The sequence below is a fragment of the Arthrobacter sp. BF1 genome (assembly GCF_056680215.1).
In genome coordinates, this window is the sequence record NZ_CM155271.1 from 3,121,880 (window position 1) to 3,146,161 (window position 24,282).

Here is a 24,282-nt window from a genome sequence, read left to right on the forward strand (position 1 = left end):
GGTCAGGGCAGCCGTAGGACCTGTCCGGGGTAGATCAGATCCGGGTTCGGGACTGTATCCGCGTTGGCCGCGATCAGGGCATCCAGCCCCACGCCGAACTGCTGCGCAATCCCGCTCAGCGTGTCTCCTGCCTCAACCACTACCTCGGAAACGCCGGCCGGGGCGGGCGCTGCGGCCGGGACCGCGGCGGCCGCCTGGGCGTCCGCCGCCTGCTGGGCGGTGGCAGCCTCCGCCGCAGCCTGGTTGGCAGCCGCCTGGTCCGCCGCTGCCTGGTCCGCCGCAGCCTGGTTGGCAGCCGTCTGGTCCGCCGCAGCCTGATCGGCGGCGGCCTGATCAGCTGCTGCCTGGGCTGCCGCCCCGCCCTGGCTCACCGCGGGCGTGGCCGCGTCTTCGGGAGCTGCCTGAGGCGTGCCGGTTCCAGCGTCGACGCCCGCCCCGGACTGGGGCGCGTCCTTCGCCTCATCCTTGTCTCCAAGTCCGAGGTTCTTCTTCAGATCGTCCAGGAATCCCACAGTGCTGCCTTTCACTAGGCTTAACGGCCGACGGGACCCGGTTCGGGGCAAGTCGGTCCGCGGCTACGCCATTGGTAGCCCCTCGATCGTATGGTGGGAGGCGCCTGCTGCCAAGGACCGCACCCGCCGCGGCAGCCCGCCGTCGGGCGTTAAACGCCGAAAGGCCGGCTCGAAAGCCGGCCCCTCGGGGAGAAACTTGTCAGACTAGCTGACGGTTACCACTTGCCCTTGCGGTTGAAACCGCCCTGTCCGCCTTCGGTGCGGGGCTTGCGTGAGCCGTCGCCGTGGCCGCCGAAGCGGGAATCGCTGGCCTGGCCGCGGCTGGAACCGCTGTCGGCACCAACGCTGCGCTCGGAGCGGTCGCTGTATGAACGGCCACCGCGGTCAGCGGAGGAACGCTCGCCGTCAGTCTTGCGGAAGTCCTTCTTGAACCCGCCGCTGCCCTTGAAGTTGCCGCCACGGTCGCCGCCGCCGGAGTAACCGCCGCGGTCGCCGCCACGATTGCCCTGGTAGCCGCCACGCTCGCCGCCACCGCTGGAAGGCTTGCGGCCGTTGTCCAGCTCGAGGTGGATCAGCTCGCCGCCGATCCGGGTGCGGGACAGGGCGCGCAGCTGATCGGCGCTCAGGTCCGCCGGGAGCTCCACGAGGGAGTGGTCCGAGCGGATGTCGATGCCGCCGATCTGGGCCGAGGAGATGCCGCCCTCGTTGGCAATGGCGCCCACGATGGAACCCGGCATAACGCGCTGGCGGCGTCCGACGGCGATTCGGTAGGTGGCGTTGCCCTCGGTGAGCGTACGGGTCGGGCCACGTGAGCCGAAGCCGTCCTTGGAGCGCTCGCGCTTCTGGAACTCAGGAGCTGCGGGCAGTTCCTTGACCAGCAGCGGCTGTCCGCCCTGGGCCATGACTGCCAGCGCGGCAGCGATTTCCGCGGCCGGAACGTTGTGCTCCTGCTCGTAGGACGCAATGAGGTCGCGGAAGGCCGAAACGTCCTCGGACTCGAGGGTCTCGGTGATCTTCTCGGCGAACTTGCCCAGGCGCAGCGTGTTCACGGTCTCGGCCGTGGGCAGGTGCATCTGCTCCACCGGCTGGCGGGTGGCCTTCTCGATGGAACGCAGCAGGTACTTCTCCCGCGGCGTCATGAACAGGATGGCGTCGCCGGAACGGCCTGCACGGCCGGTGCGGCCGATGCGGTGGACGTAGGACTCGGTGTCGTGCGGGATGTCGTAGTTGACCACGTGGCTGATGCGCTCAACGTCAAGGCCGCGGGCGGCGACGTCGGTGGCCACCAGGATGTCGATGCGGCCTTCCTTCAGCGCGTCAACAGTGCGTTCGCGCTGCTGCTGCGGGATGTCGCCGTTGATGGCGGCAGCCTGGAAACCGCGGGACTTCAGCTTGTCAGCCAGGTCCTCGGTAGCCATCTTGGTGCGCACGAAGGCGATCACGCCGTCGAACTCTTCAACCTCGAGGATGCGGGTCAGCGCGTCGAGCTTGTGCGGGCCCATGACCTGCAGGTACCGCTGGCGGGTGTTGGCGCCGGTGGTGGTCTTGGACTTGACCGAGATCTCGGCCGGGTTGTTCAGGTACTGCTTGGACATGCGGCGGATCTGGCTCGGCATGGTGGCTGAGAACAGGGCAACCTGGCGGTCCGACGGGGTCTGCTGGAAGATCTGCTCCACGTCTTCAGCGAAGCCCATACGCAGCATCTCGTCAGCCTCGTCCAGCACCAGGTACTGGAGTTCGGACAGGTCCAGGGAACCCTTGGAGATGTGGTCGATCACACGGCCGGGAGTACCCACAACAACCTGCGCACCGCGGCGCAGGCCGGAGAGCTGGGGGCCGTAAGCGGAGCCGCCATAGACGGGGAGGACGGTGAAGTCATCGATGTGCTTGGCGTACGAGGTGAAGGCCTCGGCAACCTGGAGAGCCAGTTCGCGGGTGGGTGCCAGGACCAGGGCCTGGGTCTTGCGGGACGGGCCGTTGAGGTCGTGGAGCTCGGCCAGGCGGGACAGTGCCGGTACTGCGAATGCTGCAGTCTTGCCGGTGCCGGTCTGGGCGAGGCCCACCACGTCGCGGCCTTCGAGCAGCAGCGGGATGGTGGCTGCCTGGATGGGGGAAGGCTTTTCGTAGCCGACGTCCTGCAGGGCGGCGAGAACACGGGCGTCAATGCCGAGATCGGCGAACTTGATGCCCTCTTCTTCGTCCTCAGCCGGGGCTGCGGGGGCTTCCTCAGCCTTGGCAGCGGGGGCTTCGGCCTTGGCGGCGGGCGCTTCGGCTACGGGCGCTTCTTCGGCAACCGGAGCTTCTGCAGCGGTTTCGACGGCGGGTGCTTCGGCCTCGGTGAATTCGACGGCAGCCGGAGCTTCTGCTGCGGGCGCTTCGGTTTCAGCGGCGGGCTCAGCTGCGGGCACAGCGGCCTCGGTGAATTCGACGGCAACAGTTTCTGCGTTTACCGCTTCGGTGGCGTCGTTCTGATTTTCGGGCATAGGGAAATTTCCTCATCCATAGGGGGCCAGGCGGCACAACCCGAGGTGAGCGGAGCCGCAGTACGTGTGCCGTGGGTGCCGGGCATACATTGACCGGCCGGTCACTGGAAGTCCGGCGCTTTCGCAATCCCGTGGCAGGACTTCCCGCTGCATCTCTTGGCTGCTATCCCAGCAGTCTGTACAGCGTTTTCTTTAGCCGGCTCTCCCTATGAAAATGCCCGCATCGCTTGTGCGGGCCCCAACACTTGCCAGTCCTGCCTCAAAAATTGGGCAGGAATAAGGGATTTCCGGAGTGGGGGATATTTCAAGTGTAAGGTACGCATCCGCTTAGCGGCTAATTGAACGCACGACGGCGGCGGTGAGCTTGCGCACATGGCCCCCGCGGGTGCCGCTTATGAGGGTCCTGGCAGGCACTATCCGGCCAGTTGCCGCTGCAGCCGCTCGAACTTCACACCGTATTCGGGCTGCTGCAGGCGGATCTCTCCGTCGGCGTCGGCATCCCGAAGTGCCTCCATGGACTCCAGGTCAGGTTCGCTGAACCACTTACCCACGGTGATCCCGTGCTTCGGCACAAAGATGCGGTGGATGTGGTCGCCGGCCCGGATTGTTCCGGGGCGGATCACCCGGAGGTAAGCGCCCACGCGTCCTGCCTCGGTGAACCGCTTGACGAACCGGGGCTCACCCATACGCCGCTGGAACGCAGCGCAGGGCGTGCGCGGGGACGTGACTTCCAGTTCGACGTCGAGCCCGATCTTCCAGCGTTCGCCGATGACGGCGCCGGTGGTTTGGATGCCGGTGACGCGAAGGTTTTCGCCGAAGATGCCGGCCGGAAGGTCACGCTGGAGCTCTCCGGCCCAGTAATCCGCGTCTGCCTGGGAGTAGGCGTAAATGGCCTGGTCCTCCCCGCCGTGGTTGATCCTGTCCGCCTGGATGTCCCCGTGGACGCCCAGCCGGTGGATGCGGACCGGCCCCTCCACCGGACGCTTGTCGATGGCAGTAACACCAACTATCCCCTCATCGGCGAGGAGCTGGTGGACACGGCAAACGGCAAGCACTGAGGCAGTTTCCATGGCTCCAGTGTAAGTTCCCGCCCATGCGTTCTGTCGGGGGGCGGGTGGGGACTTCTCCCCCCCGTTTCTGCTCGCTGCCGGCGGGGGCACCGGCTAGGCTGATTTCAGGATTGAGCTTCCGGCGCACCGTTGCGCCCACTTTCAGCTCGAGTTTCAACATCGACTACCGAGGGGGGATGTCATGGACGCGGACAAGGACCCAACCGACGGTCCGGCCGGGGACAAAGCCAAGGACGCGCCAAAGCCCCCGCCGTGGCAGGTCCCCAAGCCGGAACTGCGGCCGGAGCTTCTGAATCAGCCCACCCCGTCGGTGGACCCCTTCGCCAAGGACCGCGAGCGCCAGACGCATGAAATGGCCGCCCGCAAAAAACGCTCGCAGCGCCGCACGGTGGTGGTGGGCCTCGGCGTCACCGCCCTCCTGGCCGGCACCATCACCGCCATCGTGGCCAGCAACGAAGATGAGCCCGAGTACGCGCAGGTCTGTTTCAACGACGAAACCGGCGAGCGCGTGGAGGACACCCAGTGCAACAGCTCGGCCGGGCGCAGCGGCGCACTCTATGCCTGGTACTTCTACTCCCGAGGCGCAAGCGTGCCCGCCGTGGGTCAGAACCGGTCAACGGCGCCGAACTTCAGCAGAACCGTTCCCAGCGGCGCCAAGGCCTCCACCGGCTACAGCACCAAGGGCGGCACAGTCAGCAGGGGCGGCTTTGGCAGCAGCTCCAAAGGCGGAAGCACGGGGGGCTAGGCGTGAAGCGGTTGTTATCGGAGCCCAGGCCTGACTGGAAGCAGAAGATCGAAGAGCAGGGCCTGGTCTTCTCCACCACCACCATGCCCGACGGCCGGAAGATCGAATACTGGAACGAGTCCGCCTATTACGAATTCACCGAGGACGAGGTGGAGTCGCTCGAGTTCCAGGCCGAAGACATGCACAAGATGTGCCTGGAGGCTGCCAAGTTCATGGCCACCGGCGCCATGGGAAACATCGGCATCGGACGGCAGGCACTGGAGCTTGCCGCCGAGTCGCTGCAGGCCGGCGACATGGATGTCTACGGACGCTTCGACTTCATCTATGACGGCCAGGGCGGGCCGGCCAAAATGCTGGAGTACAACGCGGACACCCCCACGGGCCTGATCGAGGCTGCAGTCGCGCAGTGGTTCTGGCTGCAGGATGTGTTTCCGGAGAAGGACCAGTGGAACGGCATCCACGAGGCCCTGATCCGGCAGTGGAAGAAGATGCAGTACCGCACCGGGATGAGCACGCTCCACATCGCCCACTCCGAGGCCGAAGAATCCGGCGAGGACTGGATGACGGCCGCCTATATGCGTGATGTTGCCAGCCAAGCGGGCTGGACCACCATCGGAATCAACATGTCCGACATCGGCTGGGACCCGAACCTGAACAGGTTCGTGGACCTGGACAACTTCATGATCAACACCATGTTCAAGCTGTATCCGTGGGAACTGATGATGAAGGAACCGTTCGGGCACAGGCTCCTGCAGCGTGCCCACAATCCGCGCTGGGTGGAGCCCGCCTGGAAGATGCTGCTCTCCAACAAGGCCCTGCTCGCCGCGCTCTGGCATCTGTACCCTGACCATCCCAATCTCCTGCCCGCCTACCTCAACGAGCCCGGGCCCCTGAAGGAGTGGGTGGCCAAGCCGCTGCACGGGCGCGAAGGCGACAACATCAAGATCCACGCCGAGGGAATCAGCCTGGAGCAGCCGGGCGGGTACGGCCGGGAGGGCTGGTGCTACCAGCAGTTCCAGTCCCTGCCCGACTTCGACGGCAACCACCCCGTCCTCGGCCTCTGGGTAGTCGACGGCGAGTCCGTGGGCTGCGGAATCCGGGAATCGGACGGCCCCATCACCGATTACTTCTGCCGTTTTGTGCCCAACACCATTGACGCTCCGGCGCCGCTTTCGGCGCAGGCACACTCCAATAAGGCAGGTATCGCGCTATGAGCCCCCTGACACTTCCGAGCCCGGTGGCAGCATGAACCCGGTGACGCTATGAGCGCGGAGACCACGACGGCGGGCGGCGGCTCCGGCGGCGATTCAGGCGGCGGTGCCGGTGGTGCCGTCCCGGCGAAGGGGCTCCGGGCAGGAATCCTGGACCTCGGCGACTCGGTCATGCTGGGCCTGGCCTCCACGGCGCCCGTGTATTCACTCGCCGCCACGCTGGGCCTGATCGTGGCAGTCAACGGCAATTACACTCCCCTGATCCTGATCCTCGGCTTCATCCCCGTCCTCTTCATCGCCTACGCGTTCCGCGAGCTGAACAGTGCCATGCCGGACTGCGGCACCACCTTCACGTGGTCGCGCCGGGCGTTCGGTCCCTGGGCCGGCTGGCTGGGCGGCTGGGGCGTCGCCCTGGCGGGCATCGTGGTGCTGGCCAACCTGGCGCAGGTGGCCGGGCAATACCTGTGGCTGCTGATCGGCGACGGTTCGCTGGCCCAGAACAAGCTGCTGGTCACGGCCACCGGGGTGCTGTTTATTGTCTTTATGACCCTGGTGAACTACCGGGGCATCCGGCTCGGCGAGCATGTCCAGCGGGTCCTGACCTACGTGCAGTATGTGTCGCTGGGTATCTTCGCGCTGGCCATCATCATCAGGGTTGCCGGCGGTGCGCCGGAGGGCCAGGCTTTTGACTTCGAGTGGTTCAACCCGGCCGGCGCCTTCGAGGATCCAGGTGCCGTGGTGCACGGATCGCTGCTGGCGCTGTTCATTTACTGGGGTTGGGACACCTGCCTCGCGGTGAACGAAGAGACCGAAAACCCGTCCACCACGCCAGGTCGCGGCGCCATCATTTCAGCCTTTGTCCTCGTGGCCATCTACGTCTCGGTGGCCCTGCTGGTGATGATGTATGCCACCGTGGGCACCGAGGGCATTGGCCTGGGCAACGAGGCGAACCACAGCGATGTATTCCTGGCCATGAAGGACGTTGTCCTCGGCCCGTGGGGCTGGCTGATCATCGTCGCCGTCCTGGCCTCGGTCCTGTCCTCCACGCAGACCACCATCCTGCCCACGGCCCGCGGCACGTTGTCCATGGGCGTGCACGGCGCGCTGCCGCCGAAGTTCGGCGAAGTCCACCCCCGCAACCAGACGCCTGGCTTCTCCACCCAGGTCATGGGCGCCGCCGCCGTCGCCTACTACGTGGCCATGAGCATCCTCAGCGAAAACCTGCTGGCCGATTCGATCAGCGCCATCAGCCTCTTCATCGCCTTCTACTACGCCCTGACCGGCTTCGCCTGCAGCTGGTATTTCCGGGGCACCCTCCGCGAATCGGCCCGCAACCTCTGGTTCCGGGGCATCCTTCCCCTCATCGGCGCCCTGATCCTGACCGCGGCGTTCTTCATCTCGGCCGTCCAGATGTGGGATCCGGCGTACGGCGACACCCAGATCTTCGGCATCGGCGGAGCCTTCATCAGCGGCGTAGTGCTCCTCGCCCTTGGCGTGGTGCTCGCCGTCGCCTGCCGGTTCCTGCCGTCAACGCGGGGGTACTTCACGGGGAGGACGACGACGGCAGCCAGCACACCGCCGTCGGCCCCCAAGTAAGTAGCGCTAAGTGTCGTTTTGAGGGCTCAAAACGACACTTAGCGCTACCCAGTTGGGGAGGGATCAGGCGGCGGCCACCGGGACACGTTCCTTTGACGTCTTGTCCTTGCGGATCGTGGCGCTGATAACGGCGGCGATGGTGCACATGGCCGCGGCGCCGAACCAGGCGTAGGTGTACTCGCCGGTGGAGTCACGGATGGCACCGGCGCCGAGGGCCGCCGCGGCCGCGCCGAGCTGGTGCGCGGCGAAGACCCAGCCGAACACCACGCTGCCGTCCGCACCGAATGTCTTGCGGCAGATCGCTGCGGTGGGCGGCACGGTGGCCACCCAGTCCAGGCCGTAGATCACCACAAACACGATCATGCTCGGCTGGACGGTGGCGCTCAGGAGCAGCGGCAGCACCAGCAGGCCGATCCCGCGGAACTGGTAGTAAACGGCCAGCAGGACTTTGGGGTTGTAGCGGTCGGTCAGCCAGCCGGAGGCGATGGTCCCCAGGATGTCGAAAATCCCGACGACGGCGAGCAGCCCGGCCGCGGTGGTTTGAGGCATGCCGTGGTCGTGGGCGGAGGGGATGAAGTGGGTGCCGATCAGGCCGTTCGTGGTGGCACCGCAGATCGCGAAGCCTGCCACCAGCGCCCAGAAAGTGCGCACCCGGCTGGCCCGTTTGAGGACTTGGAGCGCACGCACGGCGGCGTTGCTGCTGCGTCCGCTTTCCACAACAGGGGCGGCCGCGGCATCGGGCGAAGCCGCGCCCTCCTCAGGCTCGGTTTCGCCGTAAGGCAGGGCGCCGACGTCGGCCGGTGAGTTTTTGAGGAACTTCAGCACCAGCGGAACGACGGCCAGCGCGCCGGCGGCGATCAGCAGCGAAGCCTGCCGCCAGCCTGGATCCTGGGCCAGCATGGCGATGAACGGGAGGAACACAAGCTGGCCGGCGGCGCTGCCGGCAGTCAGGATGCCGATCACCAGGCCCCGGCTCTTGGCGAACCAGGTGTTGGCGATGGTGGCCGCAAACACGAGCGCCATGGAACCCGTGCCCAGGCCGATGAGGAGCCCCCAGGTCAGGAGGATCTGCCAGGACTGGCTGACCAGGACCGTGAGCGCGCTGCCGGCACCGATCATCACCAGGGCAACGGCCGTGACGGCGCGGATCCCAAACCGTTCCATCAGGGCCGCTGCGAAAGGCGCCGTCAGGCCGAACAGAACCAGGTTGATGCTGACGGCGGCGGACAGAACGGTGGTGGACCAGCCGAACTCCTGCTGCAGCGGCACCATAAGCACACCCGGGGCGGCCCGGAAGCCGGCGGCCCCCACAAGAGCCAGGAAAGCGACCGCGGCAACAACCCAGGCAGGGTGGATCCGCCGGCGGCGGGTGGTTTCGGTGGTGCTCATGCGGCGGCGGCCGTGGCGAGCTGGACCGGCGCGTCCGTCCGGGTAAGGCTGTGCCAGCTGGTGTTCGCGGCTGTGAGCCGTTCCCCGCACCCGGTGCAGGTGTCCGCGGAGCTGGTCCGCTGACCGCAGCCGGAATGGATCACAAACATATGGGCCTGCTCGGAGGGTGCGGGCAGGTGCTTCTCCGACCACATGACCACAGCGTTGAGCACGGGAAGGGCATCCTCTCCCCGCGGTGTCAGGACGTACTCCTGGCGGGTACGTCCGCCGTCGTCGTAGGCCTTTTTGACCAGCAGGCCGGACTCCACCAGCCGTGCCAGACGCTTGGTGAGCACCGAATCCGCGACGGCGAGCCGGGACTTCATGGCGTCGAAGCGCCCGTTGTCAAAGAAAACCTCGCGGAGGACCAGCATGGTCCATGGGTCGCCCAGGATGTCGAGGCCGCGTGCCATGCTGCAGTTTCGGGCGGAGAAATCGGATCGAAGTGCCATAAAGGCACCCTAGCTGACTTTCTTGAAGAAAGCCATGGTCCGCTGTCCCGCGAGCGAGCACTTCGCGGTGGTGTTTCGCTGCCCGACTAGCGCGAAGTGCTCTCTCGCGGGTTACTTCAGGAACGTGAAGGCGTGCTCCAAATCCGCGATCAGGTCTTCCACGTCTTCGATGCCGCAGGAGAGCCGGATCAGGTTGACGGGAACGGCCAGCTCCGTGCCCTTGACCGAGGCGTGGGTCATCTCGGACGGGTAGTTCATCAGCGATTCGATGCCGCCAAGGGACTCAGCCAGGGTGAACACCGAAGTGTTTTCCGCGACGGTGCGGGCCGCCGCTTCGCCGCCCTTGAACTGGACGGACACCATGCCGCCGAACTTCTTCATCTGCTTCTTGGCCAGTTCATGGCCGGGATGTGAAGGCAGGCCCGGGTAGAGCACTGCCTCCACCTCGGGACGCTGCAGCAGCCACTCCGCCACGGCCTGGCCGTTCTCGCTGTGCCGGTCCATGCGCACGCCGAGTGTCTTCAGCCCGCGGGTGGTGAGGAACGCGTCCATGGGCCCGGACACCGCTCCCACGGCGAACTGGACAAAGCCGATCTTCTCCGCGAGCTCCTCGTCGTTGACCACAATCGCGCCGCCAACCACGTCGGAGTGCCCGCCGATGTACTTGGTGGTGGAGTGCACCACCACGTCGGCACCCAAAGCGAGCGGGTTCTGCAGGTAGGGCGACGCGAAGGTGTTGTCGACCACCAGGAGGGCACCGGCGTCGTGCGCGATGGTGGCGAGCGCCTCGATGTCGGTGATCTTCATCAGCGGGTTGGACGGCGTTTCCACCCACACGAACCGGGTCTTGTTTGCAGCCACAGCTTTGCGCACCGCGTCCAGGTCGGCCATGTCCACGGGGGTGTTGCCGATCCCCCAATCGCCCAGGACCCGGCTGATGAGCCGGTACGTGCCACCGTAGGCATCGTTGCCGAGGACAATGTGGTCACCGGGCCGGGTCAGCGCCCGGATCAGCGAGTCCTCCGCTGCAAGACCGGAACTGAAGGAGTACGCGTGGGTGCCGCCTTCGAGCGCCGCGAGCTGCTCCTGCAGGGCGTCACGGGTGGGGTTGGTGCCGCGGCCGTATTCGTAGCCGTCGCGGAGACCGCCGATGCCGTCCTGGGCGTAGGTGGAGCTGAAGTGCACCGGCGGGACCACGGCGCCGGTCCGGGGCTCGAAGGCCTGGCCGGCGTGGACGGCACGGGTGTTGAAGCCCTGGGATTCAGAAGCAGACATTGGTAATCCTTTCGTGGCGGGGTTACGGCAGGCTCAACCAGCTGGCCGGTTAGCTGCTGAGGTAGGCGAGGAGGTCGTGGCGGGTGAGGATTCCAACGGGCGCACCCACGAACGTCACCATCACGGTGTCCACGTCGGAGAGCAGTTCGCGGGCCGCGGAGATGGTCTCCAGCGAGCCGATGACCGGCAACCGCTCCCCCATGTGTTCGGAGATCTTGTCCGTCAGCTTCGCCTCGCCGCGGAACAGCTTGCTGGTCAGGGTGCGCTCGTCCACCGCGCCGAGGACCTCGCCCATCACCACGGGCGGTTCCTGCGAGAGGACGGGGATATGGCTGACGCCGAACTCGTTCATGATGTTGATGACATCGCGGACGGTCTCGTTCGGATGGATGTGCACGAGGTCCGGCAGTTCACCGTTCTTGGTCTTAATGACCTCGCCCACCGACGCTTCTTCGCCGCCGGAGAGGAAGCCGTAGGAGCGCATCCACTGGTCGTTGAAGATCTTGGCCAGGTAGCCTCGGCCGGAGTCGGGGAGGATGACCACCACCACGGCGCTTTCGGGGAGGTCGCGGGCCGCCTTAAGTGCTGCCACCACGGCCATGCCGGAGGAGCCGCCCACCAACAGGCCCTCCTCGCGGGCCAGCCTGCGGGTCATCTCGAACGAGTCGGCGTCGGTGACGGCAATGACGTCATCCGGCACGGACTTGTCGTAGTTGTCCGGCCACATGTCTTCGCCCACGCCTTCGACGAAGTACGGGCGCCCGGTGCCGCCCGAGTACACCGAACCCTCGGGGTCCGCACCGATGACCTTGACCCGGCCGCCGTCGGCCTCGGAACGGTCTCCGGAGACCTCCTTGAGATACCGGCCGGTGCCGGTGATGGTGCCGCCGGTGCCGGCGCCGATCACGCAGTGCGTGACCCTGCCGTCCGTGTCCCGCCAGATTTCCGGCCCGGTGGTCTCATAGTGGCTGCCCGGGGCGGCCGGGTTGGAGAACTGGTCCGGCTTGTAAGCGCCGGGGATTTCGGTGACGAGCCGGTCCGAGACGCTGTAGTAGCTCTGCGGGCTGTCCGGGGCCACGGAGGTGGGCGTGACAACAACCTCCGCACCGTAGGCCTGAAGCACGGCGCGCTTGTCCTCACCCACCTTGTCCGGCACCACAAAGATGCACTTGTAGCCTTTTTGCTGGGCCACGAGTGCCAGCCCGACGCCGGTGTTGCCCGACGTCGGCTCGACGATGGTGCCGCCGGGCAGGAGCTTGCCGGTCCGTTCGGCCTCTTCGATCATTTTCACCGCGATGCGGTCCTTGATGGAGCCGCCGGGATTGATGTATTCCAGCTTGACCAGGACAGTGGCTTTGATGCCTTCCGTCACGTGGTTGAGCTTGATAAGCGGCGTGTTTCCGATGAGGTCCAGGACGGACTGCGCGTACTTCATAGGTACAAAGTTACCGCCTGCTGCGGCCTGCCTATTCCGGGGGTCAGATGGCAGGGGTCAACTGCCCGCAGAGGAATCCGTCTGCCAGAGGCCCATGATGTTGCCCTCGGTGTCCTTGAAATAGGCGTACCAGCCCATGCCGGGAACGGCGTCCTTGGCCTGCGCCACTGACCCGCCGGCGGATTCGACCTGCGCCAGGGCGGCGTCAACGTCATCAACATCGATGGTGATGATGGGGGTTTTGAGGCTGTCCGTGCGCGGGAACAGGGCACCGTTGATGGCGCCCGGCGCGCTCGGCATGCCCGTCTGTTCGTCCGATGGAGTGGTGATGGCGCTGGTGTAATCCATCCCCTGCATGGGGGTCAGGGTCCAGCCGAACGCGCTCTGGTAGAAGGTGTTGGCCCGTTCCTTGTCACCGGTGGGGATCTCGAAATGCACAACTCCAGCCACTGCATGCTCCTTTGAATGCGGGGGAAGGCGCGGACGCCCCGCGCCACAGTTGGAGTCTAGTCTTGGCATCCGTGGTCCGTAAGGGGGCTCCGAACCGCGCGTTGTCAGCCCGCCGTGGGACGATGAAGACATGACCATTGCTGACGCTCCCGCCCGGCTGGCCGCCGCCGCGGATGCGTCGCTCCGGTGGCATCCGGACGGCCCTTACAGCCTGCAGCAGACCCTGGGCACACTCCTGCGCGGTACCGGGGATCCCTCGTTTTCGCTCCGCCCGGACGGGCTGTGGACTGCCTTTACGACGCCGGACGGTCCGGTCACGCTGCGCCTCACCGCTGCGGCGGGTGGCGCCGTTGATGCCCAGGCGTGGGGTCCCGGATCCGCTGCCGGACTCGCCGGCGTGCCCCGCCTCCTGGGTGCAGGGGACGACTGGTCTGCGTTTGACGAGCCTGCGTTTCACGCAACCCTCCCCCGGATGGTCCGGGATGCCCGACGCCGGAACCTGGCTGTGCGCCTGCCATCCACCGGTCGCGTGGTTGACTGCCTCGTGCCCACCGTCCTGGAGCAGAAGGTCACCGTCATCGAGGCCCGGCGCGGCTACCGTTACCTGATGTACCGTTTCGGATCGCCGGCACCCGCCGCGGGAACGGCCGCACCCGAGGGGCTCCGCGTCCAGCCCACCCCGGAGCAGTGGCTGCGCATCCCCTCCTGGGAGTGGCACCAGGCCGGAGTGGGCCCCCAACGGTCCGCAACGGTCATGCGGGCGCTGCGCTCCGCCGTCGCGCTTGAACGGCTGGCTGCCCTCCCCGCCCTGGAGGCAGCAGCAAAGTTGCAGGTCATTCCCGGCATCGGGATTTGGACCGCGGCCGAGGTGGTGCAGCGGACCCACGGCTGCCCGGACTCCATCGCCGTGGGCGACTACCACCTTGCCGCCTATGTGGGCGCCGCGCTGACCGGCCGGCGGACCGATGATGCCGGGATGCTGGCCCTGCTGGAGCCGTGGAAAGGGCACCGGCAGCGCGTGGTGCGGATGATCGGGCTCAGCGGCTTCCGCAAGCCCACGTTTGGCCCGCGGATGACCATCCAGGACCACCGCCGGCACTAACCCTCCTTACAGCAACGTGGTTGCAGGAGGAGCCGGGACTAAAGGCCGAGGCGGGCCACGGCTTCCTCGCGCATCTCCACTTTGCGGATCTTCCCGGAAACAGTCATCGGAAAGCTTTCGCGGACATCCACGTAGCGCGGGATTTTGAAGTGCGCCAGCTTGCCGCGGCAGAATTCCGCGACGGCGGCCTCGTCCAGCCGTTCCGCCCCCGGTTTCAGAATGATGCACGCCATCAGTTCCTCGCCGTACCTGGCATCCGGGACGCCGATCACCTGCACGTCCTGGATGGCGGGGTGGGTGTACAGGAACTCCTCGATCTCCCGCGGGTAGACGTTTTCACCGCCGCGGATCACCATGTCCTTGATCCGGCCCTCGATCACCACGTAGCCGTCGTCATCCATCCGGGCGAGGTCCCCGGTGTGCATCCAGCCGTCGGCGTCGATGGCTTCGGCGGTTTTGTCCGGCTGGTCCCAGTAGCCCTGCATCACGGCGTACCCGCGGGTGCACAGCTCGCCGATCTGCCCGCGCTCCAGGACCTCCCCGGTGCCAGGATCGATGATCTGGCTTTCGAGCAGGGGCATGGTGCGGCCCACGGTTTCCGTCCGCTGCTGCATGGTGTCCCCGTCACGGGTCATGGTGGAAACCGGCGAGGTCTCGGTCATGCCGTAGCAAATGGCCACGTCCACCATGTGCATCTCGGAAATGACCCGGTTCATCACCTCGATGGGGCACAGCGACCCTGCCATCACCCCTGTCCTCAGCGTGGAGAGATCGTACGAGGTGAAATCCGGAAGGGCCAGCTCGGCGATGAACATGGTGGGCACGCCATAGAGGGACGTCCCGCCGAAGTCCTGCACCGCCTCCAGCGCGGCGGCCGGGGTGAAGCCGCGTCCCGGAATGATGGTGGCGGCGCCGTGGCTGAGGGCGGCAAGGTTCCCGATCACCATCCCGAAGCAGTGGTAGAAAGGCACCGGAATCACCACGCGGTCATGCTCCGTGTAGCCCAGCAGCTCGCCGATCGAGAAGCCGTTGTTCAGGATGTTGTGGTGCGTCAGCGTGGCACCCTTGGGGAAGCCTGTGGTCCCCGAGGTGTACTGCAGGTTGATGGGATCGTGCGGGCCCAGTTCCGCCATCCGTTCCTTCAGCCCGGAATGTCCGACGGCGTCAGCCCGCTTGAGCAGCTCGGCATACGTCAGCTCCGCCTCACTTTGGGGGTCGCCGGCGCCGAGCCCGGCGGCTTCGGGGGCTGGCAGGAACACGAGTTCTTGCAGGTCCGGGCAGGCGGCCAGGGCCTGGCGGGCCATGCCCACATAGTCGCTGGTCCGGTCCGACGGTGCCGTGACCAGCATCCGCATGCCGTTTTGCTTCACCACAAACTCGAGTTCGTGGCTGCGGTAGGCCGGGTTCACATTTACCAGGATGGCACCGGCCTTGGCGGAGGCGTATTGCAGGAGCGTCCACTCGGCGCAGTTCGGGCTCCAGATACCCACCCGGTCACCCTTCGCGAGGCCCGAGGCGAGAAGCGCACGCGCCAGGCGATCGACGTCGTCGTTCATTTTCGTGTAGCTCCAGCGGCGGGCGTCCCCGCCGGGAACAGCCGCGGCTTCGATCAGCGCGTCGTGAAAGGGAAACCGGGCCACCGCCCGCTCGAAGTTCTGTCCGATGGTTTCCTCAAGGAGCGGAACGTCAGTGTCCCCGGCTGTGTAAGCGCGCATGGTGGCACGCTACCAACTGACCCCGGGCAATGAAAGCGTAAGGGAGCGCAACAGGAGGGTGTCCGCGCGTCAACCGGCCGGCACGCCGCCCGGGGGCCGGTATTGTGAAATCCATGAGTGCACCCATCGACCTGCAGGCAACGTTCATCCCCAACGACGGCGAGTTCTTCCGTGTGAAGCTCGCACTGGAAATCGCCATCGACGAGGTGGTGAACGAGCCCGGCTGCATCCAGTACGAGCTGACCGAGGCCACCGAGGAGAAGCTGGTCCTGACGGAACAGTGGGCGTCCGAGGAAGACCTGGAGAGGCATTCCAAAGGCATCGCCGTGCAGGACCTCAACGAATCGCTGAGCGCACTGCTCGCCGAGCCCGTGAAGATCGAACGGCCCTAACTCCGCTTCCGCCTAACCATCGATTGCTCCGTAACTGCCGTTTTGAACGTTCTAAAAGGCACTTACGGAGCAATCGATGCTTTTTAAGCCGTTAGGCCTCAGGGATCTGCGTGCCGTCCTGCGTGCCGTCCTGCGGGCCGGCACTCTTCGTGGCGCCCGGGTTGCTGCCTGCGGCCGCCGCGGCTTCCGCCTGCGAGCGCGCCACGTGGGCGTGAACCTCGTCCATGTCCAGGGCCTTGACGGCGTCAACAACCTGTTCCAGTTGCTGGGCGTTCAACGCACCGGGCTGGGAGAAGACCAGGACCTTTTCGCGGAAGGCCATCAGCGTGGGGATGGACGTGATTCCGGCCTCCGCGGCGAGCTGCTGCTCGGCCTCGGTGTCCACCTTGGTGAACAGGACATCGGAGTGCTTCTCCGACACGGCGCTGTACGTGGGCCCGAACTGCTTGCACGGACCGCACCATTCGGCCCAGAAATCCACCAGGACAATGTCGTTGCCTTCGATGGTCGATGCGAACTGTTCACCTGTGATGTCTAAGGTAGCCATGGTTCCAACGGTACGCGAGCCGCGGGCGGATGTCCCAGCGGGAGGCGCCCTGTTCGCTGCCCGCGTCATCGGGAATATCCGCGGCATTGCCGTGTACACCGGACACTGCGGGGCCTAACGTAAGGGCATCAGCCGCTGACAGCCGCACACAGGAGGGATCATGGCCCACGCTATCTCCACCCGGTCCCTCACCAAGAAATTCGGCCGCCGCGAAGTGCTGCACGGAGTGGATTTCAGCGTGGAGACGGGCTCCGTGTTCGGGGTGATCGGCCCGAACGGCGCCGGCAAAACCACCACCATGCGATGCCTGCTGGACATCATCCGCCCCACTTCCGGGGAAGTCCGGGTCCTGGGCAAGGATCCCCGGCTGGGTGGTCCGGAGCTCAGGCGCAGGATCGGCTACCTGCCGGGCGAACTGTTCCTCGAGGGCCGCGTAACCGGCCGGACACTCCTGGCCCACTACGAGGCCATCAGCGGCCCGGTGGCGCCCGGCAGGATCGACGCGTTGGCGGAACGGCTGGGGCTGGACCTCGACCGGCACACCCGCAAGCTGTCAAAGGGCAACAAGCAGAAACTCGGCCTGGTCCAGGCATTTATGCACGATCCCGAACTCTTGGTCCTGGATGAACCCACCAGCGGGCTCGATCCCCTGGTGCAGCAGGAGTTTCACGCCATGGTCCGCGAAGCCCGGCAGCAGGGGCAGACCATCTTCCTCAGTTCCCACGTGCTCAGCGAGGTCCAGCAGACCGCCGACACCGTCGCCATCCTGCGGGACGGCCGGATCATCGCCGTCGAATCAGTCAGCGGGTTGCGGGAAGGTGCCGTCCGGCACCTTCGGTTCTCTGCAAACGGGATAACAGCGCACGACGCCGGTGCGCTGCTGGGGGCGGTGCCCGGCGTCGGACATGTGGAGGTACTGGAGTCCAACGGTACCGTCACCCTGTCCGCCACCTTGGAGGGAGCCATCCAGCCCCTCGTCAAGGCCTTGGGCACCTTGCAGTTGAGGGACCTGGTCCTGGAGGAGCCTGACCTGGAGGAATCGGTGCTGCAGATGTATTCGAGTCCCGGGGATGCAACCCACGGGGAGGCGGCCAAGTGACACCGGCCCCGGCTACACCCAGGCAACCCTCTTCGGACTGATCGGCTTCCTGCTGATGACCATCGCCTCGGTGGGGTGGGGCGCCGCCGCGGTGGGCGGCGACGAGGAATCGGGCCAGCTGGAACTGACCCTCGCCCACGGGGTGACGAGGGTCCAGGTTGTGCTGGAACGCGCCTTGGCCCTGCTGGTCCGGGTCCTGCTTCTAGCGGCGCTGATTCTTGTGATGGTCCGGTTGCTCAACGAGTCTGCCCGGCTGGATATCCGCCCGGAGAATCTTTTTGGTGCGGCCGTACTGTTTGCCGGGCTGGCGCTGCTGACCGGAACCGCTGCCCTGTGCGCCGGCGCCGTGTCCGGCAGGCGCACCTACGGGCTGGCCGCGGGGTCCGCCGTCGGCGTTTTGGGATACGTCTTCAATGCCGTCGGAAGGCAGAGCCCGGACCTTGACTGGCTGCTCCGTTTGAGCCCCTATCACTGGGCCTACGGGAACGCGCCCGTGGCCAACGGAGCCGACTGGGCTGCGGCCGGAATGCTGTGGGGCATCTCGGCGGCGCTGGTGGCCGTGGCCGCCTTCGCTGTCAGCAGGCGTGACGTCGGCACTTAGGTTGCGCTTGCCGCCCCGCCCGCGGCCGGGGCAGTCAGACCGTGGCGTCCCACAGGTGCGGGGCCGGCGTACGGGTGCCAGGCAGCGCATTGGTCTCACGCCATTCGTGGATCCAGTCCGGCAGCACCAGGTCAGCCGGCGGGTGGCCGAACTCGCGCAGTATCTCCTCCTGGCTGACAGGTTTGCCTTTGCTGACCAGGCGGGTGGCGATGTAGGCACGCGCGTAAATCTCGCCGTCGGCCACCATGCGCTGCTCGAAATAGATGGCTTTGGCATCCAGTCCGATGATCTTCGTCTCAATGGTGTACTGCTGCCACAGTTGCAGCGACTTCCGGAACGCGATGGTCTCCCCCGCCGCCACCGGGCTCCAGCGGCGCTGGCGCATCCTCTTCCACACTCCGCTGCGGACCATGAGGTCGAACCGACCCAGGTCCATGAGGGAAAAGTACATGCCGTTGTTGACGTGCATGGCGATGTCGATGTCGGTGGGCAGGACGCGCAGCGGCAGGGACGACGTGCCCCAGATGGTCAGCGCCGGGCGGCGGGTGGATGTGAACAGCATCAGGAGGGTGCGCAGAAGCAGGTGCATGCCCCAATGTTACCCATGGGTAACATGCTGGCAAATTCGGCGTTCCCGGGTGGTTGCCGCGGCTCCCGTGACGAGCTGCAGCGCGCTCCGGGTGCGAGTACCACCCAGAAGGGCGTTGAGTAGGAAACTCAGGCCGGGCCAAGTAGGCCGCGGAAATAATAGGGTAGCCCCTACTCGTGCCCCGCCGGCACGGCCTTCCTAGACTCGGAGTTCCTAGGGCCGAACAAAGTTGCCGGCGCCATCCTCCAATGCTGGGGTGGGTGATGCCGCTTCATTGCGGAGCACCGTATTTTTCGTATGCGGGCGCCTCCCATCGTGCGCTGAGGGGTTCCGGCCACAGGCCGGGACCGCGAAGCGCATCACACGTTGCTCCGTCCTGCATCCGGTTGATGGCATAGCCACAAAACCAGTTGGCGGGCCGACCCTCGATGGGCCACCTATGAACCAGTCGACCGTAAACACCTCCGAAACTCCACGCCGAAACTTCGAAACAGACGCCCCCCGGGTCGACCTCATAGCAGGCCGCAAGCCGGTGAACACCAAGCTGTGGTTGGGCATGGCGAGCGCCGTGATCGTCGCCTCAGTCAGTGTTGCCGCGTTGACAGCACCTGCCGCAACCACGCCTGGGGCACCTTCCGCGGCGGGAGCCATTACGACGGCGGACGCACCGGTTGAACAAGCCGCCGAACCGCCTGTCTCCGCACCCCTGGACGAGCCCTCCCCCGCGGCGGCTGAACCGGCTGCCGTTGACCCCGCTTCGGTTCCAGTGGCAGCTGCCGCCCCGGCCGAGACACCAGCCCCACCGGCCCCTGAACCTCCGCCGGCAACAGACACGAACCTGTACACGGTGGTCCCCGGCGACACCGTAGGTGGGATCGCGGCCCAGCATGGCGTGGACATGAACGCCATGCTGGCCGCCAACGGACTGGGTGCTTACAGCGTCATCGTTCCCGGCCAGACGCTGAAGCTGACCGGTCCCGCCGTCGCGGTTTCGGCTCCGGCACCTGCACCGGCCGCCGCCCCGGTTCAGGCTGCCGCGGCGCCCGCACCGGCTGCGGCTCCTGCCCCGGCTCCCGTAGCACCGGCGGCCCCGGCTGTCCGGACCATCTATGTGGCGGGCGCCGGTGGACAGTCCATGGTTGACGCCTGCATCGGGCCGATCCATTACACGCCAAATGACGGTTATTCGCTCTTCATCACGGAGCACGACTTCTGTGGCGGCTGGGCGCGCTTCTCCGGCATCGGAGTGGGTGAAACCATCAGCATTCCCGGTTACGGCACGTTCACGGCGACGGCGCGGGGCCAGGTACCCAATCCGGGCACCACGAACGACGTCATCCGGGTATTCGGCGGATTCCCCCGGGCCATCCTGCAGACGTGCATCCCCGGCACCAACCAGATGCTCCTGATCGCCCTGAACTGAGTTCTTAAGCTTGTTCGCGGTTCCGAACCTTCAAGGTAAGGAGCCGCGAACAAGGCTGTGTTGGAATTCGGTGGCGAGGCGTTTGCTAAGCCGACATATGGTGGCGTTCGGAAATGTGCTCTACCAACGCGCCCACGCGATCCTCGGTGTAGTTGCGCGCAATGTCGCCCTGGCTGATGATGCCAACCAGTTTGTGGTCGGCGATGACCGGGAGCCGCCGGACCTGGTGCCGTTCCATCACTTCGATGGCTTCATCAACACTTGCGTCCGCGTCAACCCAGTGCGGCTTGCCCGAGCCGAGCTCACGGGCCATCATTTCGCGCGGGCTGCGGCCGGCAGCGACGCACTTGAGCACAATGTCGCGGTCGGTGATCATGCCCTTCAATTTGCCGTCATCGCCACAGATCGGCAATGATCCGCAATCCAGGTCCAACATCATCCGCGCGGCATCTTCGAGCGTCTGGTCTTCCTTGATACACCGGGCGTCCGTCGTCATGAATTCGCGTACAACACTCATTGGTCCTCCTTCATCGATTGACTATCGACGCAGGGCATCGGGGCACATGCGCCGATGTTGCCAGACTACGCCCGGCCCGGAGCACCTGTCGACGGCGCATTCTCCCCTGATTCAGGGCACAAAAAAGCCTCCGGAACCTGGTGGTTCCGGAGGCTTTTCCTTGGGTGGCAGATGAGGGATTCGAACCCCCGTAGGCGTTGCCAGCTGATTTACAGTCAGCCCCCTTTGGCCGCTCGGGTAATCTGCCGAACTTCAAAAGAAGATCACCCCCGGCTGCAGTCTGCAGAACGTCCGTTTCCGGGCCGTTCCGCTTCCAGTAACCGCGGGCAAGACAACTTTACAGAACTTCTGCCGAAGAATCGAATCGAGCCGCTTCACCATCGAAACTGACCCTAAAAACCGCGCGGTTCCGTGGGAAAACCGGGAAATCAGACCTCGCCGAGAATGCGCCCAGCCAACTTTGCCTCGAACTTCAGTGCCTGTTCCTCGGTGATTTGGTTCAGCTGGACTGCCCGCCGGAGATCCTCGCTAACGCCATCCATGCGGGCAGAGGCATCCGGGACGGGGCTGAAAATGATGGAACCTGCCAGGGCGGCTGCCGCAACGGAGGTGGCTGCGGTGGCAACTGCCCCGGCGGCAGCGGCGGTTGATCGGGTGACGTAACGGACGGCGTTGTTTTGCATTGCTTCCCTTTCGTGCTTCTTCCAACTCCTTCAACTCTCCCCTGCCCGGCTTCGTTCCCGCCGGGCGTCCGCTATGAGGGAACTGTGAATCGATCCGTGCCAGTTTCGCATTAGCGTCTGAGCCCATCCGTATTAGGCTGGAATGCAGAGATCCATGCCCTCCAGAGCCAATGCGAGGGCACCCACCGGCACAAGGAGAGTCATGGCAGGCGAGTCAACGTTCGACGTCGTAAGCAAAGTGGACAAGCAGGAAGTGGCCAACGCGCTGAACCAAGCACAGAAGGAACTGGTTCAGCGCTACGACTTCAAGGGTGTGGGCGCCGAAGTCGATTTCAGCGGTGAGAAGATCCTGATGAAGGCCAACTCGGAGGAGCGCGTCCTGGCCGTCCTGGATGTCCTCCAGTCGAAGCTGATCCGCCGCGGCATCTCGCTGAAGTCTCTCGACACCGGCGAGCCGTTCGCTTCGGGCAAGGAGTTCCGGCTGGAGGCCACCATCAAGGAAGGCATCGAGCAGGACCTGGCCAAGAAGATCAACAAGCTGATCCGCGATGAGGGGCCCAAGGGCGTAAAGTCCCAGATCCAGGGCGATGAGCTCCGTGTCTCGTCCAAGTCCCGTGACGACCTGCAGTCCGTCATGGCGCTGCTGAAGGACTTTGACGAGGCAGACCTGCAGTTCGTGAACTTCCGCAGCTAGCGGACGACGGCGGCGCCTGGCTTAACCGGTAAGCGTCAGTTGAGCGGCCGTCCCGCCACCCGTTCCAGCCGGGTGATGCGCTCCCCCATGGGCGGATGCGTGGCGAACAGCTTGGTCATGGCGCCGCCGCGGAACGGGTTGGCGATCATCAGGTGAGATGTGTTCACCAGCTTCTGGTCCTGGGGCAGCGGCGCAATCCGGACACCCTGCTCGATCTTGCGCAGGGCTGAGGCGAGCGCCAGCGGATCGCCGGTGAGCTGCGAACCGTCCTCGTCGGCGTCGTACTCCCTGGTCCGGGAGATGGCCAGCTGGATCAGGGAGGCCGCAAAGGGCGCCAGCAGCGCCATGGCCAGCATGGCCAGCGGGTTGGAGTTGCGCCGGTCGCCGCCGAAGAAGAGCAGCATCTGGCCCACCGAGGTGATGACACCGGCCACCGCCGCAGCTACCGAGGACGTGAGGATGTCCCGGTTGTACACGTGCATCAGCTCGTGCCCCAGGACCCCGCGAAGTTCCCGGGCATCGAGCAGCTGCAGGATCCCTTCGGTGCAGCAGACGGCGGCGTTCTTGGGATTCCGGCCCGTCGCGAAGGCATTGGGGTTCATCGTGGGCGAGAGGTATATGCGCGGCATCGGCTGGTTCGCCCGGACGGAGAGTTCCCGGACGATCTGGTACAGCCGCGGCGCCTGGGCCTCCGTGACGGGGTAGGCCGCCATCGAGCGGATGGCGATCTTGTCGCTGTTCCAGTAACCGTAGGCAGTGGTGGCCACACCCACCAGGGCCATGATCCAGATGGGCGCCGCGCTGCGGGCGCTGAGCCCAATCAGGCCGCCCAGCCCCAGAAGCACGGCCCAGAGCACCCCGAAGAGCGCTGCAGTCTTCAGTCCGTTGTAATGCTTGTGCACGTCCACTCCTCCATTCACCCCAACAAAGCAGGGTTTAGGGCACCGGGTCATGAGCATCGTACTTCCGAAAACCCGGCTGCAGCTGAGAGACCAGCCAGGCCACCAGCACGCACAACGCCCCACCCAAAAGCAGGACCCAGCCCTCACTTAAAATCTTAGTCCCGCCGCCCGCCAGCAGGTCTCCTACGCGGGGGCCGCCGGCCACCACCACGATGAAGACCCCCTGGAGCCGTCCCCGCAGGTGGTCCGGCGCGGCTGCCTGCAGGATGGTGTTGCGGAAGACAGCACTGATGGAGTCAGCGATCCCGGCCAGGGCACAGCACACGGCCGCAGGCAACAGCCAAAGGGTGGCGCCGCCGTCGTCCGTCCGGCCCGCCAGGAGCACCACCACCCCGAAGCCGGCAATGGAGGCGCCCCAGCCCATGACGGACCACACCACCGCGCTCCCCTGCCACCGGACCCGGCCCAGGGGCCCGGAGAAAAGCCCGGCCAGGAAGGCGCCCACTGCACTGGAGGCCAGAAGGATACCCACCGTCGATTCGCCGCCGCCGATCATCAGCGCACCGATGGCCGGCATCAGCGCCCGCGGCTGGGCCAGGATCATGGCCACGAGGTCGATGATGAACGTCATCCGCAGGTTTGGCCGCGTGCCCAGGAAGCGGAAACCTTCGACAACGGACCGGACCCCGGCCCGGCCTGCGTTCCCCGAGGGTGGAATCGACGGCAGCCGGAACACCGCCCACAGGACAAACACAAAGCACATGAAGTCGATGGTGTACGTCCAGCCGAAGCCCACCCACGCCACCAGGACACCGGCCAGGAGCGGCCCTATGGTCATGGCCAGCCCGAACGTGATCATGTTGAGTGCGTTGGCTGCGGGAAGCAGTTCCTTGCGGATGAGCGTGGGGATGATGGCACTGCGCGCCGGCTGGTTGATGGCCTGGGCGCCGCTCTGGAGCGCCACCAGGAGGTAGAGAATCCAGACGTTTCCAAGCTGCAGCCAGGACTGGAGGGCAATCAGTCCGGTGGTCAGCCACAGGACTGAGCTGGCCAGCAGCACTACCGTACGGCGGTTGTGGGAATCGGCGATGGAGCCGCCCAGCAGCCCACCGACCACCAGCGGCACCAGCGCGAAGACGCTGAGCAGCCCCACATAGAAGCTGTCATGGGTGAGCCGGTAGACCTCAAGGCTGACGGCCACCAGGGTGAGCTGACTTCCCACAGCGGCCACCGCAGAGCCGAGCCAGAGGCGGCGGAAAGCCGGGCTCTCCCGCAGCGGTGTGATATCTGCCAGTAATTTCCCCACCCAGCAACCCTAATGGTGGCTTACGGGTCCGGATGTCCCGCGCGCTTGGTATCCT

Annotated in this window: 24 protein-coding genes and 1 tRNA gene; 9 read left to right on the plus strand and 16 right to left on the minus strand. The window is 65.8% G+C overall.

The window, feature by feature from the left end; translation table 11 throughout:
• Positions 1–2 precede the first annotated feature (2 nt).
• From AC1MCD_RS14655 to AC1MCD_RS14665, 3 genes are all read right to left on the minus strand, one after another.
• Positions 3–512 (minus strand): LysM peptidoglycan-binding domain-containing protein, encoded by a 510-nt coding sequence (locus AC1MCD_RS14655; RefSeq protein WP_498672983.1) that lies wholly within the window; start codon positions 510–512, stop codon positions 3–5.
• A gap of 215 nt (positions 513–727) precedes the next feature.
• Positions 728–2,995: a DEAD/DEAH box helicase gene (locus tag AC1MCD_RS14660; RefSeq protein ID WP_498672984.1), complete on the minus strand. Its 2,268-nt coding sequence runs from the start codon at positions 2,993–2,995 to the stop codon at positions 728–730.
• Positions 2,996–3,408: 413 nt separating this feature from the next.
• Positions 3,409–4,065: an MOSC domain-containing protein gene (locus AC1MCD_RS14665; protein ID WP_498672985.1), complete on the minus strand. Its 657-nt coding sequence runs from the start codon at positions 4,063–4,065 to the stop codon at positions 3,409–3,411.
• A 181-nt stretch (positions 4,066–4,246) separates the two neighbouring features.
• On the opposite strand from AC1MCD_RS14665, the gene AC1MCD_RS14670 reads away from it, so the two are divergent.
• The 3 genes from AC1MCD_RS14670 to AC1MCD_RS14680 are packed head-to-tail and all read left to right on the plus strand — an operon-like array spanning position 4,247 to position 7,617.
• Positions 4,247–4,810 carry a Tat pathway signal protein gene (locus AC1MCD_RS14670; RefSeq protein ID WP_498672986.1) on the plus strand — a complete coding sequence of 188 codons (564 nt, stop codon included), beginning with the start codon at positions 4,247–4,249 and terminating at the stop codon, positions 4,808–4,810.
• 2 nt (positions 4,811–4,812) lie between these two features.
• A complete protein-coding gene (locus AC1MCD_RS14675; RefSeq protein WP_498672987.1) occupies positions 4,813–6,024 on the plus strand; it encodes a glutathionylspermidine synthase family protein in 1,212 nt (403 codons plus the stop codon).
• Positions 6,025–6,072: 48 nt separating this feature from the next.
• Positions 6,073–7,617, plus strand: coding sequence for an APC family permease (locus tag AC1MCD_RS14680; RefSeq protein WP_498672988.1), 1,545 nt, complete (start codon positions 6,073–6,075; stop codon positions 7,615–7,617).
• A 63-nt stretch (positions 7,618–7,680) separates the two neighbouring features.
• Here the strand turns inward: AC1MCD_RS14680 and AC1MCD_RS14685 are convergent, their stop codons facing one another.
• The 5 genes from AC1MCD_RS14685 to AC1MCD_RS14705 form a co-directional block, all read right to left on the minus strand.
• A complete protein-coding gene (locus tag AC1MCD_RS14685; RefSeq protein ID WP_498672989.1) occupies positions 7,681–9,006 on the minus strand; it encodes an MFS transporter in 1,326 nt (441 codons plus the stop codon).
• Complete coding sequence (locus AC1MCD_RS14690) at positions 9,003–9,497, minus strand: winged helix-turn-helix transcriptional regulator (RefSeq protein ID WP_498672990.1); 495 nt, start codon at positions 9,495–9,497, stop codon at positions 9,003–9,005. Before AC1MCD_RS14690 ends, AC1MCD_RS14685 begins: the two co-directional genes overlap by 4 nt.
• A 111-nt stretch (positions 9,498–9,608) precedes the next feature.
• A complete protein-coding gene (locus tag AC1MCD_RS14695; RefSeq protein WP_498672991.1) occupies positions 9,609–10,772 on the minus strand; it encodes a cystathionine gamma-synthase in 1,164 nt (387 codons plus the stop codon).
• Between the two features lie 49 nt (positions 10,773–10,821).
• Positions 10,822–12,207 carry a cystathionine beta-synthase gene (locus tag AC1MCD_RS14700; RefSeq protein WP_498672992.1) on the minus strand — a complete coding sequence of 462 codons (1,386 nt, stop codon included), beginning with the start codon at positions 12,205–12,207 and terminating at the stop codon, positions 10,822–10,824.
• A gap of 57 nt (positions 12,208–12,264) precedes the next feature.
• Positions 12,265–12,657 carry a VOC family protein gene (locus tag AC1MCD_RS14705; RefSeq protein WP_498672993.1) on the minus strand — a complete coding sequence of 131 codons (393 nt, stop codon included), beginning with the start codon at positions 12,655–12,657 and terminating at the stop codon, positions 12,265–12,267.
• 130 nt (positions 12,658–12,787) lie between these two features.
• On the opposite strand from AC1MCD_RS14705, the gene AC1MCD_RS14710 reads away from it, so the two are divergent.
• Complete coding sequence (locus AC1MCD_RS14710; protein WP_498672994.1) at positions 12,788–13,759, plus strand: DNA-3-methyladenine glycosylase family protein; 972 nt, start codon at positions 12,788–12,790, stop codon at positions 13,757–13,759.
• Between the two features lie 38 nt (positions 13,760–13,797).
• Here the strand turns inward: AC1MCD_RS14710 and AC1MCD_RS14715 are convergent, their stop codons facing one another.
• Positions 13,798–15,474, minus strand: coding sequence for an AMP-binding protein (locus AC1MCD_RS14715; protein ID WP_498672995.1), 1,677 nt, complete (start codon positions 15,472–15,474; stop codon positions 13,798–13,800).
• 113 nt (positions 15,475–15,587) lie between these two features.
• Between AC1MCD_RS14715 and AC1MCD_RS14720 the strand changes: the two genes are divergently transcribed.
• Positions 15,588–15,866, plus strand: a complete 279-nt coding sequence (locus tag AC1MCD_RS14720) for a putative quinol monooxygenase (RefSeq protein WP_498672996.1) — start codon at positions 15,588–15,590, stop codon at positions 15,864–15,866.
• 91 nt (positions 15,867–15,957) lie between these two features.
• Here AC1MCD_RS14720 and AC1MCD_RS14725 read toward each other — a convergent pair whose 3' ends face one another.
• On the minus strand, positions 15,958–16,413 hold the full coding sequence (locus AC1MCD_RS14725; protein ID WP_498672997.1) for a thioredoxin family protein: 456 nt from the start codon (positions 16,411–16,413) through the stop codon (positions 15,958–15,960).
• A 160-nt stretch (positions 16,414–16,573) separates the two neighbouring features.
• Here AC1MCD_RS14725 and AC1MCD_RS14730 point away from each other — a divergent pair, with 160 nt between their 5' ends.
• Together AC1MCD_RS14730 and AC1MCD_RS14735 are read left to right on the plus strand one after the other, a co-directional pair.
• A complete protein-coding gene (locus tag AC1MCD_RS14730; protein WP_498672998.1) occupies positions 16,574–17,512 on the plus strand; it encodes an ABC transporter ATP-binding protein in 939 nt (312 codons plus the stop codon).
• Entirely contained in the window at positions 17,484–18,113 is a 630-nt protein-coding gene (locus tag AC1MCD_RS14735; protein ID WP_498672999.1) for an ABC transporter permease, read from the plus strand. Before AC1MCD_RS14730 ends, AC1MCD_RS14735 begins: the two co-directional genes overlap by 29 nt.
• Positions 18,114–18,147: 34 nt before the next feature.
• Here AC1MCD_RS14735 and AC1MCD_RS14740 read toward each other — a convergent pair whose 3' ends face one another.
• Positions 18,148–18,702: an acyl-CoA thioesterase gene (locus AC1MCD_RS14740; RefSeq protein WP_498673000.1), complete on the minus strand. Its 555-nt coding sequence runs from the start codon at positions 18,700–18,702 to the stop codon at positions 18,148–18,150.
• 439 nt (positions 18,703–19,141) lie between these two features.
• On the opposite strand from AC1MCD_RS14740, the gene AC1MCD_RS14745 reads away from it, so the two are divergent.
• Entirely contained in the window at positions 19,142–20,125 is a 984-nt protein-coding gene (locus AC1MCD_RS14745; RefSeq protein ID WP_498673001.1) for a LysM peptidoglycan-binding domain-containing protein, read from the plus strand.
• Between the two features lie 85 nt (positions 20,126–20,210).
• On the opposite strand, the gene AC1MCD_RS14750 is transcribed toward AC1MCD_RS14745, so the two are convergent.
• The 3 genes from AC1MCD_RS14750 to AC1MCD_RS14760 all read right to left on the minus strand — a co-directional run bounded on the left by AC1MCD_RS14750 (position 20,211) and on the right by AC1MCD_RS14760 (position 21,325).
• Entirely contained in the window at positions 20,211–20,642 is a 432-nt protein-coding gene (locus tag AC1MCD_RS14750) for a CBS domain-containing protein (RefSeq protein WP_498673002.1), read from the minus strand.
• Positions 20,643–20,807: 165 nt separating this feature from the next.
• Positions 20,808–20,889 (minus strand) — tRNA-Tyr (locus tag AC1MCD_RS14755).
• Between the two features lie 181 nt (positions 20,890–21,070).
• Entirely contained in the window at positions 21,071–21,325 is a 255-nt protein-coding gene (locus tag AC1MCD_RS14760; RefSeq protein WP_498673003.1) for a hypothetical protein, read from the minus strand.
• Between the two features lie 202 nt (positions 21,326–21,527).
• Here AC1MCD_RS14760 and AC1MCD_RS14765 point away from each other — a divergent pair, with 202 nt between their 5' ends.
• Complete coding sequence (locus AC1MCD_RS14765; protein WP_498673004.1) at positions 21,528–22,019, plus strand: YajQ family cyclic di-GMP-binding protein; 492 nt, start codon at positions 21,528–21,530, stop codon at positions 22,017–22,019.
• A gap of 35 nt (positions 22,020–22,054) precedes the next feature.
• On the opposite strand, the gene htpX is transcribed toward AC1MCD_RS14765, so the two are convergent.
• Together htpX and AC1MCD_RS14775 are read right to left on the minus strand one after the other, a co-directional pair.
• Complete coding sequence (htpX, locus tag AC1MCD_RS14770; protein WP_498673005.1) at positions 22,055–22,921, minus strand: zinc metalloprotease HtpX; 867 nt, start codon at positions 22,919–22,921, stop codon at positions 22,055–22,057.
• A gap of 34 nt (positions 22,922–22,955) precedes the next feature.
• Entirely contained in the window at positions 22,956–24,227 is a 1,272-nt protein-coding gene (locus AC1MCD_RS14775; protein ID WP_498673006.1) for an MFS transporter, read from the minus strand.
• Between the last annotated feature and the right edge of the window lie 55 nt (positions 24,228–24,282).

Coding starts and splice junctions, on each gene's coding strand:
- AC1MCD_RS14660 (WP_498672984.1), bottom strand. CDS start 2,995: ATGCCCGAAAATCAGAACGACGCCACCGAAGCGGTAAACGCAGAAACT.
- AC1MCD_RS14665 (WP_498672985.1), bottom strand. CDS start 4,065: ATGGAAACTGCCTCAGTGCTTGCCGTTTGCCGTGTCCACCAGCTCCTC.
- AC1MCD_RS14670 (WP_498672986.1), top strand. CDS start 4,247: ATGGACGCGGACAAGGACCCAACCGACGGTCCGGCCGGGGACAAAGCC.
- AC1MCD_RS14680 (WP_498672988.1), top strand. CDS start 6,073: ATGAGCGCGGAGACCACGACGGCGGGCGGCGGCTCCGGCGGCGATTCA.
- AC1MCD_RS14685 (WP_498672989.1), bottom strand. CDS start 9,006: ATGAGCACCACCGAAACCACCCGCCGCCGGCGGATCCACCCTGCCTGG.
- AC1MCD_RS14690 (WP_498672990.1), bottom strand. CDS start 9,497: ATGGCACTTCGATCCGATTTCTCCGCCCGAAACTGCAGCATGGCACGC.
- AC1MCD_RS14695 (WP_498672991.1), bottom strand. CDS start 10,772: ATGTCTGCTTCTGAATCCCAGGGCTTCAACACCCGTGCCGTCCACGCC.
- AC1MCD_RS14700 (WP_498672992.1), bottom strand. CDS start 12,207: ATGAAGTACGCGCAGTCCGTCCTGGACCTCATCGGAAACACGCCGCTT.
- AC1MCD_RS14710 (WP_498672994.1), top strand. CDS start 12,788: ATGACCATTGCTGACGCTCCCGCCCGGCTGGCCGCCGCCGCGGATGCG.
- AC1MCD_RS14715 (WP_498672995.1), bottom strand. CDS start 15,474: ATGCGCGCTTACACAGCCGGGGACACTGACGTTCCGCTCCTTGAGGAA.
- AC1MCD_RS14720 (WP_498672996.1), top strand. CDS start 15,588: ATGAGTGCACCCATCGACCTGCAGGCAACGTTCATCCCCAACGACGGC.
- AC1MCD_RS14725 (WP_498672997.1), bottom strand. CDS start 16,413: ATGGCTACCTTAGACATCACAGGTGAACAGTTCGCATCGACCATCGAA.
- AC1MCD_RS14730 (WP_498672998.1), top strand. CDS start 16,574: ATGGCCCACGCTATCTCCACCCGGTCCCTCACCAAGAAATTCGGCCGC.
- AC1MCD_RS14735 (WP_498672999.1), top strand. CDS start 17,484: ATGCAACCCACGGGGAGGCGGCCAAGTGACACCGGCCCCGGCTACACC.
- AC1MCD_RS14740 (WP_498673000.1), bottom strand. CDS start 18,702: ATGCACCTGCTTCTGCGCACCCTCCTGATGCTGTTCACATCCACCCGC.
- AC1MCD_RS14745 (WP_498673001.1), top strand. CDS start 19,142: ATGAACCAGTCGACCGTAAACACCTCCGAAACTCCACGCCGAAACTTC.
- AC1MCD_RS14750 (WP_498673002.1), bottom strand. CDS start 20,642: ATGAGTGTTGTACGCGAATTCATGACGACGGACGCCCGGTGTATCAAG.
- AC1MCD_RS14760 (WP_498673003.1), bottom strand. CDS start 21,325: ATGCAAAACAACGCCGTCCGTTACGTCACCCGATCAACCGCCGCTGCC.
- AC1MCD_RS14765 (WP_498673004.1), top strand. CDS start 21,528: ATGGCAGGCGAGTCAACGTTCGACGTCGTAAGCAAAGTGGACAAGCAG.